Source organism: Acidimicrobiales bacterium (genome assembly GCA_035630295.1).
Taxonomy (GTDB): Bacteria; Actinomycetota; Acidimicrobiia; order Acidimicrobiales; family Iamiaceae; genus Iamia.
Genome location: DASQKY010000048.1, coordinates 1 through 8,986 on the forward strand (window position 1 = coordinate 1; position 8,986 = coordinate 8,986).

Genomic DNA, 8,986 nt, shown 5'->3' on the forward strand with positions numbered 1-8,986 from the left:
CAGCACGCACGCGGCGCCCGCGAACCGCCGCCACTCGCAGCGTCACGACCACCCGCCTGTCCGGCGCACGCCATGCCAGGGAGAAACGGCCGCCGCGCCCGCGAGCCCGGGTGGCCCAGCCACCCGCCACGCGCTGCTGGAGCGCAACCCTGGTAGCGCCCGCCGCACGGCCGGGGACGCGCATGACGTCTCCCGCCGTGGCCACCCGCGGTATGGCCGCCGAGACCGCGAGGCGCTTCGCGGCTGCCGCATCCGCGGGGGCGATCCCCGCCACGGCGAGCGCGATGAGAAATGGAGCTGCGCGGTGCATGCCGACAGCGTCCGCGAAGCCGGCAGCGGCGGCGAGCGACAATGCGCACAGCGAGGTGAAACTTCGGGCGGGTTCCGTGCCGAGCGCAACAGCGCCGGAACGGAACCCGCCGGAACTGTGACTACTCGGCGGCTACGACCTCGCGCTCGCCGAGCCCGGCGGCGTCGCGCAGCTGCGCCGCCTTGTCGGTTTTCTCCCACGTGAAGTCGTGGTCGTCGCGGCCGAAGTGGCCGTAGGCGGCGGTCTTCTGGTAGATCGGCCGGTGGAGCTTGAGCGCCTTGCGGAATGCGCCGGGGCGCAGGTCGAAGTGCTCGTCGACGAGCTCGGCGATCCGCGCACGGCCGACGTGCTCGGTGCCGAACGTCTCGACCATCACGGACACCGGATGCGCCACGCCGATCGCGTACGCGACCTGGATCTCGCAGCGGTCGGCGAGGCCCGCGGCCACGACGTTCTTCGCCACGTAGCGGGCCGCATACGCCGCGGAGCGGTCGACCTTCGACGGGTCCTTGCCCGAGAAGGCGCCACCGCCGTGGCGGGCCATGCCGCCGTAGGTGTCGACGATGATCTTGCGGCCGGTGAGACCGCAGTCGGCGTGGGGACCGCCCAGCTCGAACTTGCCGGTCGGGTTGACCAGCACGCGGAAGTCGTCGTCGGCGAACTGCTCGGGCAGGGACGGACGGATGACGTGCTCGATCAGGTCGGGCTTGATGGTGCTGTCGGCGTCGACCCCGGGCTGGTGCTGCGTGGAGATCAGCACCGTCTTGAGCTCGACGGGCTTGTTGCCCTCGTAGTCGACGGTGACCTGGGTCTTGGCGTCGGGGCGGAGGTACGGGAGGATGCCGGACTTGCGGACCTCGGCCATGCGGGCCGAGAGCTTGTGCGCCAGCCAGATCGGCAGGGGCATGAGGTCCTCGGTCTCGGTGCAGGCGTAGCCGAACATCATCCCCTGGTCGCCGGCGCCCTGGCTGTTGAGGGCGTCCTCGCCGGAGCTGCCGACCCGGGTCTCCAGGGCGGTGTCCACGCCCTGGGCGATGTCGGGGGACTGCGGGTCGATGGTGGTGATGACGCCGCAGGTCTGGCCGTCGATGCCGAAGTCGGCGTTGTCGTAGCCGATGTCGAGGATGGTGTCCCGCACGATCTTGGGGATCTCGACGTACTCGCTGGTGGTGATCTCGCCGGCCACGATGGCCAGGCCGGTCGTCACCATGGTCTCGCACGCCACCCGGGCCGCGGGGTCGTTGGTCAGGATGGCGTCCAGGATCGAGTCCGAGATCTGGTCGGCCATCTTGTCGGGATGGCCCTCGGTCACCGACTCCGAGGTGAAGGTGAAGCGGCTCACGGTTCTGGGCTCCTTGGGGGTGAGGGAGAGGACGGGGGCGCTGTGGGACCCCCGGCCGGGCCGCGGCGGTGGCCCACCACGGCGTCGATCACGGCTCGAGCGACGAGGCGCTTGTCGCTGAGGGGGACATCTTGGTCGATGCCGGAGGCCGAGAGCACCATCACCCGGTTGGTGTCGTGCTCGAAGCCGGCCCCCGGCGCGCCGACGTCGTTGGCCACGATCAGGTCGACGCCCTTGCGGCGCAGCTTGTCGGCGGCGGCGGCCTCGACGTCGCGGGTCTCGGCCGCGAAGCCGACCAGGGTCTGGCCCGGCCGGCGCCGGGCCCCGAGGGTGGCCAGGATGTCGACGGTGGGCTCCAGGGCCACCTCGGGCACGCCCTCGCCCTTCTTGATCTTGTGGTGGGACGGGGACCGGGGCCGGAAGTCGGCCACCGCGGCGGCCATGACCACCACCTCGGCGGTGGCGGCGCGGGCCATCACGGCGTCGTGCATCTCGGCCGCCGTCTCCACCCGGACCACCTCCACCCCGGCCGGCAGGGCCAGGCCGCTGGTGGTGACCAGGGTGACCGCCGCCCCCCGGGCCGCGGCCTCGGCCGCCACCGCGTGGCCCTGCTTGCCCGAGCTGCGGTTGCCCACGAAGCGCACCGGGTCGATGGGCTCGCGGGTGCCGCCGGCGGTGACCAGCACCGTGGTCCCGGCCAGGTCGCGGGGCCCGACGGCGGCCTCCACGGCGGCCACGATGGCGGCCGGGTCGGCCAGGCGCCCGGCCCCGACGTCGCCGCCGGCCAGGCGGCCCTCCTCGGGCGGGACGACGACCACGCCCCGGCGGGCCAGGGTGGCCACGTTGTCCTGCACCGCCGGGTGCTCCCACATCTCGGTGTGCATGGCCGGGGCCACCACCACCGGGGCCCGGGTGGCCAGGAGGGTGGCGGTGAGCAGGTCGTCGGAGCGGCCGGTGGCGTAGTCGGCCAGCAGGCGGGCCGTGGCCGGGGCCACCACCACCACGTCGGCCCCCTGCCCCAGCCGGGTGTGGGGGATGGGGTGGGGCTCGTCGAACAGGGTGGTCTGCGTGGGCTCGCTGGCCAGGGCCGAGAAGGTGGCGGCCCCCACGAAGCGGGTCGCCCCCTCGGTGAGGACGGGGGCCACGTGGGCCCCGGCGTCCACCAGCCGGCGGCAGACCTCGACCGCCTTGTAGGCGGCGATGCCGCCGGTGACGCCCAGGACGACCCGCCGGCCGGCCAGGTGGGAGGCGGGGGGCGGCGGGTCGGCGGCGGTCACGGGCGGGGGACGGCCGGGAGCCGGGCCGGGTGGCCGCGGCGGGGCCTCAGTCGGACGAGCCGGCCTCGAGGGCGGCGGCGTCGGCCGCGGCGGCCGCCTCGGCGGCGGCCATCTCGGCCAGCTCCTCCTCGGTGGGAGGGTCGACGGGGACGATCTTGTCGGCCGCGATCTCTTCGAAGGCGATGGACAGCGGCTTGCGGGCCACGCTGGTGACCTGCGGCGGGACCAGGGTGCCCAGGCCCTCGCCCAGCTGGCCGAAGTACGAGTTGATCTGCCGGGCCCGGGTGGCGCCCAGGGTCACCAGCTTGAACTTCGACTCGTCGGCCCTGGTGGTGAGCTCCTCGATGGCCGGGTTCATCATCGTGTCGTGCTGCCAGCTCATGGGCCGTCGCTCTCCGGGGGCTGTCGGGCGGGACCCGCCAGGCTACAGGGCGGCGTCGGCGCCGGGCGAGACCGCCGTCCCCGACCCCGGCCCGGCCCGGCCCGGCGCCGCGGCCAGGACCGCGGCCAGGAGGTCCTCCACCGGGGTGGCGGTGGAGTCGAGGACCAGGTCGTACGGGCTCCGATCGGCGAGGTCGATGCCGTAGTAGTCGCGGTAGCGCCGGGCCTCGCTCACCTCCCGGCGGCGGTTCTGGGCCGCCGTCACGTCGGGTGTGGAGCCCTCCCGGGCCGCCACCCGGCGGGCCCGCTCGCCCTCGGCGCACTCGACCCACACCCGCAGGGCGGGCAGGCCCTCGTGGGTGGCGATCCACCCGGCCAGGCGGGACTCGAGCACCACGTCGCCCTCGGCCCCGCGGCGGGCCAGGCGGGTGTCGAGCTCCACGTCGATGGAAGGGTCGGACTCGGCTTCGGCCCCGAAGGCGTGGACGTCCTGGTCCCGCTCGGCGGCCAGGGCCCGGAACACCTGGCCCCCGTCCACGTGGGCCAGGCCCAGGGCCGCGGCCACGGCGCGGGCCAGCGTGCTGGTCCCGGCCCCGGGGAGGCCGGAGATGGTCACGAGCGGCACCCGGCGACCCTACCCGGGGCCGCGACGGCCCCCGGGACGTGCCCCGGGTTGCAGGACGTTCAGTTGAAGGCGTCGAGCAGCGCCTTGCGCTGCTGGGCCCCGAGGCCCTTGAGGGTCCGGGTCTCGGCGATGCCGATCTCGTCCATGGTGCGGCGGGCCTTGACCTTGCCGACACCGGGGAGCGACTCGATCACCGCCAGCACCTTGGTCTTGCCGACGACGGCATCGCCCTCGGCCTGGTCGAGCACGGCAGACAGGCTGAGGGAGCCCATCTTCAGCTTCTCCTTCAGCTCGGCTCGGGCTCGACGAGCGGCGGCGGCCTTGGCCAGGGCAGCTTCACGCTGCTCCGGCGTCAACTGGGGGGGCTGAGGCATGCGCGCACCCTATATCGCCCGCTTCTGCCCGGCGCGGCAATCGCGTGTCGCCCGACACATCACCGATGGTCGTGGTCGCGCCGCTCCCGGCGGGGGGACGGCGGATGCCCTCAGGCCGCGGCCACCGCGGCGGCCACCGCGGCCGCCGCCGCCGCCCGGTCGGGGGCCTGGGTGACGGTGCGCCCCACCACCAGCAGGTCGGCCCCGGCCGCCGCCGCCTCGCCCGGGGTGGCCGCCCGGGCCTGGTCGTGGGGGGCGTCGCCGGGCAGGCGGATCCCGGGCACCACCCGGTACATGGCCGGGGCCAGGGTCCGCACCTCCTCCAGGTCCGAGGCCGCGCACACCACGCCGCCGCAGCCGGCCTCCATGGCCACGGCGAGGCGCTTGCCCAGGATGTGGGGCGGGGCGCCGGCGTCGCTGGTCAGGATGGTCACCGCCAACGAGGTCGGCTCGGGCAGGCCGGCGGCCGCCGCCCCCTCCCGGAAGCCCTGGTCGCCGGCCCGGAGCATGTCCCGCCCCCCGAAGGCGTGCAGGGTCACGTACGACGCCCCCAGGGCGCCCAGGACGCGGGCCGCCCGCTGCACGGTGGTGGGGATGTCGTGCAGCTTGAGGTCGACGAAGACCTCGTAGCCCAGCTCCCGCAGGGGCTCGATCACGTCGGGGCCAACCGCGCTGTACAGCTCCAGGCCGACCTTGGCCACCCCGAACCAGGGCTGCATCTCGCGGGCCCGGCGGGTGGCCTCCACCATGTCGTCCACGTCGAGGACGAGGGCCAGGCGGCGGCGCACGGCCTCGGCCACCTCGGCGGCAGCGGGGGTGGTGGTGGTGTCGGTCATCTCAGGCCTCCGGTGAGCTCGGCCACCGATGCGATCCCCCGGCGGTGGCACCAGTGTTCCAGGTCCCGGGCCACCCGGCCGGGAGCACGGGGATCGGCGAAGGTGGCCGTGCCCACCTGCACGGCCGACGCCCCGGCCAGCAGCAGCTCGACCGCGCTGGCCCCGTCGACCACCCCCCCCACGCCCACGATGGGGAGGTCGGGGTGGGCCCGGTGCACGTCGTGGACGACCCGGACGGCCACCGGGTGGATGGCCGGGCCCGACAGGCCCCCGCCCCGCTCCCCCGCCCCCAGCCGATAGGTGCGGGTCTCGGGGTCGATGGCCATGCCCATCACCGTGTTGACCAGGGTCACGGCCTCGGCCCCGGCCCCGGCCGCGGCCGCCGCCACCTCGGCCACCCGGGGGGTGTTGGGGCTGAGCTTGGCCCAGCGGGGCCGGCCGCAGGCCGCGGTGGCGGCCACCACGGCGGCGGTGGCCTCCGGGTCGTGGGCGAACAGGTCGCGCCCGGCCTCGGTGTTGGGACACGACAGGTTGACCTCGACGGCCACCACCTCCGGGGGGGCGTCGGCCAGGGCGGCGGCGGCCCGCCCGTAGTCCTCCACCGAGCGGCCCCAGATGCTGGCCACCACCCGGGCCCCGGTGGCCCGCAGGGCGGGCAGGTCGTCGGCCAGCCAGGCCGACACGCCGGGGCCCTGGAGGCCGACGCTGTTGAGCATGCCGGCCGGGGTGGCGTGGACCCGGGGGGCGGGGTTGCCGGGCCACGGGTCGGCCGACAGCGACTTGACCACCACCGCCCCCAGGTCGCCCAGGGGCTGGTAGGCGTGGAGCTCGGCGCCGTGGCCGCCGGTGCCCGAGGCCGTCATCACCGGGTTGGGCAGGGTCAGCGACCCGACCCGCACCGCCGTGTCGACGGCCGGGGCCCCTCGCCGGCGCACCTCAGGCCCTCGCCCGGCCCTCGGCGTGGATCTCCTGCAGGGGCCGGACCCGCAGGGGGTGGGTGCGCCAGTCGGCCATGCCCTCGGCCGCGGCCTGGGCTGCCGCCGCCGTGGTCAGGATGGGGATGCCGGCCACCCCCGCCTCCCGGCGGATGTAGGCCCCGTCGGCCCGGGGCCCCCGGCCCCGGGGGCTGTTGACCACCAGGGTGCAGGTGCCCTCGCGGATGAGGTCGACGGCGGTCCGGCACCCGCTCCCGTCACCCTGGCCGTCCTCGCCCAGCTTGCCCAGCACCTCGGCCACCTCGATGCCGGCCGCGGCCAGGTGGGCGGCCGTGCCGGTGGTGGCGGCGATGGTGAAGCCCAGCTCGACCAGCCGCCGGGCGGCCACGGTGCCGCCGGGCTTGTCCCGGTCGGCCAGGGAGACGAACACGCAGCCCCCGGTGGGCAGGCGGTCGCCGGCCGCGATCTGGCTCTTGGCGAAGGCCAGGCCGAAGGTCTCGTCGATGCCCATGACCTCGCCGGTGGAGCGCATCTCCGGGCCCAGGACCCGGTCGGCGTCGGGGAAGCGGTTGAACGGCAGCACCGCCTCCTTCACGGCCACGTGACCGGTGACCGGCGGGCACAGCAGCCCCTCGGCCCGCAGCTCGGCCAGGGAGGCGCCGACCATGAGCCGGGCCGCCACCTTGACCAGGGGCACCCCGGTGGCCTTGGCCACGAAGGGCACGGTGCGGCTGGCCCGGGGGTTGGCCTCGATGACGTAGACGTCGTCGTCCTTCACCGCGAACTGCACGTTGATGAGCCCGACCACGCCCAGGGCCTCGGCGATGCGGCGGGTGTGGCCCTCGATGACGGCCACGGTGGCCGGGGTGAGGGAGTAGGGCGGGATGGCGCAGGCCGAGTCGCCGGAGTGGACCCCGGCCTCCTCGACGTGCTCCATGACCGCCCCGATGACGATCTCGCCGGTGGTGTCGCGCAGGGCGTCCACGTCGACCTCGGTGGCGTCCTCCAGGAACCGATCGACCAGCACGGGGCGCTCGGCCGAGAGGCCCCCCTCCCGGCCCAGGGAGCCGAAGCCCGACAGCTCGGCCATGGCCCGGCGGAGCTGCTCGTCGTCGTAGACGATCTCCATGGCCCGGCCCCCGAGCACGTAGCTGGGGCGGACCAGGGCCGGGTAGCCGATGCCGGCGGTGATGGCCAGGGCCTGGTCCACGGTCACCGCGGTGCCGCCCGCCGGCTGGGGGATGCCCAGCTCGGCGCACAGGGCGTTCCAGCGGTCGCGGTCCTCGGCCAGGTCGATGGAGGCCGGGCTGGTCCCCAGGACCAGGGCCGGGTCGATCTCGCCGGCCAGCTTCAGCGGGGTCTGGCCCCCGAGGCTCACGATGACGCCCCGGAGGTCGCCACCGGCCGCCTCGGCGGCCAGCACCGCGCCCACGTCCTCGGCGGTGAGGGGCTCGAAGTAGAGGCGGTCTGAGGTGTCGTAGTCGGTGGACACCGTCTCCGGGTTGCAGTTGACCATGACCGTCTCGAACCCGGCGTCGCGCAGGGCGAAGCTGGCGTGGACGCAGCAGTAGTCGAACTCGATGCCCTGGCCGATGCGGTTCGGGCCCGAGCCCAGGATCACCACCTTGGGCTTGGTCCCCGGGGCCACCTCCGAGGTGTCCTCCCAGGTGGAGTAGTGGTACGGCGTCTCGGCCGCGAACTCCGCCGCGCAGGTGTCGACCGTCTTGAACGTGGGGTGGACCCCGGCGGCCTGGCGGGCGGCCCGCACCTCGTCCTCGGCCGTCCCCCACAGGTGGGCCAGCTGCGCGTCGCCGAAGCCCAGGCGCTTGGCCCGGCGCCAGGCGGCCCGGTCCATGGCGGCCAGGCCCACCTGGCCCAGGTGGCGGCGCTCCTCGGTGATGAGCGAGATCTGGTCCAGGAACCAGGGGTCGACCCTGGTGGCCTCGGCCACCTGGTCGACGGTCATGCCCCGGGCCAGGGCCGCCTCCAGCTGGAAGGGCCGGTCCGGGGTGGCCACGGCCGCGGCGGCCAGCAGGTCGGCGTCGGACAGGTCGTCCAGGCCCACCTCGGCCGGGTCGCAGTTGAGCCCCAGGCGGCCCTGCTCCAGGGACCGGAGGGCCTTCTGCAGCGACTCGGGGAAGGTGCGGCCGATGGCCATGGCCTCCCCCACCGACTGCATGCGGGTGCCGAGCACGTCGGGCGCCCCGGGGAACTTCTCGAACGCCCACCGGGGGATTTTGGTGACCACGTAGTCGATGGTGGGCTCGAAGCTGGCCGGCGTCTTGCGGGTGATGTCGTTGGGGATCTCGTCGAGCGTGTAGCCCACGGCCAGCTTGGCTGCGATCTTGGCGATCGGGAACCCGGTGGCCTTGCTGGCCAGCGCCGACGACCGCGAGACCCGGGGGTTCATCTCGATGACGACCATCGCGCCGTTCTCGGGGTTGACCGCGAACTGGATGTTGGACCCCCCGGTGTCGACGCCGATGCGCCGGATGCAGGCGAAGGCGGCGTCGCACATCAGCTGGTACTCGACGTCGGACAGGGTCTGGGCCGGGGCCACGGTGATGGAGTCGCCGGTGTGGACGCCCATGGGGTCGAAGTTCTCGATCGAGCACACGACCACGCAGTTGTCGGCCCGGTCGCGCATCACCTCCAGCTCGTACTCCTTCCACCCCGCGATCGACCGCTCGATGAGGATCTCGGAGATGGGGCTGGCGGCGAGGCCGATCTCGGCCAGCAGGGTGAGCTCGGCGGCGTCGTCGGCGATGCCGGTGTCTTGCGGGTGATGTCGTTGGGAATCTCGTCGAGCGTGTAGCCGAGCGAGAGTTTCGTCGCGATCTTCGCGATCGCGAAACCCGTCGCCTTCGAGGCGAGGGCCGACGACCTTGACACGCGGGGGTTCATCT

At 74.6% G+C, this 8,986-nt stretch carries 8 protein-coding genes; all 8 read right to left on the reverse strand.

What is annotated here, in order from left to right:
• Positions 1 to 431: 431 nt before the first annotated feature.
• Complete coding sequence (gene metK, locus VEW93_13555) at positions 432 to 1,652, reverse strand: methionine adenosyltransferase (GenBank protein ID HYI62817.1); 1,221 nt, start codon at positions 1,650 to 1,652, stop codon at positions 432 to 434.
• Positions 1,649 to 2,929: a bifunctional phosphopantothenoylcysteine decarboxylase/phosphopantothenate--cysteine ligase CoaBC gene (gene coaBC / locus VEW93_13560; GenBank protein ID HYI62818.1), complete on the reverse strand. Its 1,281-nt coding sequence runs from the start codon at positions 2,927 to 2,929 to the stop codon at positions 1,649 to 1,651. The genes metK and coaBC overlap by 4 nt, the downstream gene beginning before the upstream one ends.
• A gap of 46 nt (positions 2,930 to 2,975) precedes the next feature.
• Positions 2,976 to 3,311, reverse strand: coding sequence for a DNA-directed RNA polymerase subunit omega (gene rpoZ, locus VEW93_13565; protein HYI62819.1), 336 nt, complete (start codon positions 3,309 to 3,311; stop codon positions 2,976 to 2,978).
• A 42-nt stretch (positions 3,312 to 3,353) separates the two neighbouring features.
• Positions 3,354 to 3,935 carry a cytidylate kinase family protein gene (locus VEW93_13570; protein ID HYI62820.1) on the reverse strand — a complete coding sequence of 194 codons (582 nt, stop codon included), beginning with the start codon at positions 3,933 to 3,935 and terminating at the stop codon, positions 3,354 to 3,356.
• 59 nt (positions 3,936 to 3,994) lie between these two features.
• Positions 3,995 to 4,309, reverse strand: coding sequence for an integration host factor, actinobacterial type (gene mihF, locus VEW93_13575; protein ID HYI62821.1), 315 nt, complete (start codon positions 4,307 to 4,309; stop codon positions 3,995 to 3,997).
• 110 nt (positions 4,310 to 4,419) lie between these two features.
• The gene (gene pyrF, locus VEW93_13580; protein ID HYI62822.1) at positions 4,420 to 5,145 is read right to left on the reverse strand and encodes an orotidine-5'-phosphate decarboxylase; all 726 of its coding nucleotides are present in this window, start codon (positions 5,143 to 5,145) and stop codon (positions 4,420 to 4,422) included.
• Entirely contained in the window at positions 5,142 to 6,080 is a 939-nt protein-coding gene (locus VEW93_13585; protein HYI62823.1) for a dihydroorotate dehydrogenase, read from the reverse strand. The genes pyrF and VEW93_13585 overlap by 4 nt, the downstream gene beginning before the upstream one ends.
• Before the next feature lies 1 nt (position 6,081).
• On the reverse strand, positions 6,082 to 8,986 hold a 2,905-nt coding region (gene carB / locus VEW93_13590), incomplete at its 5' end, for a carbamoyl-phosphate synthase large subunit (GenBank protein ID HYI62824.1).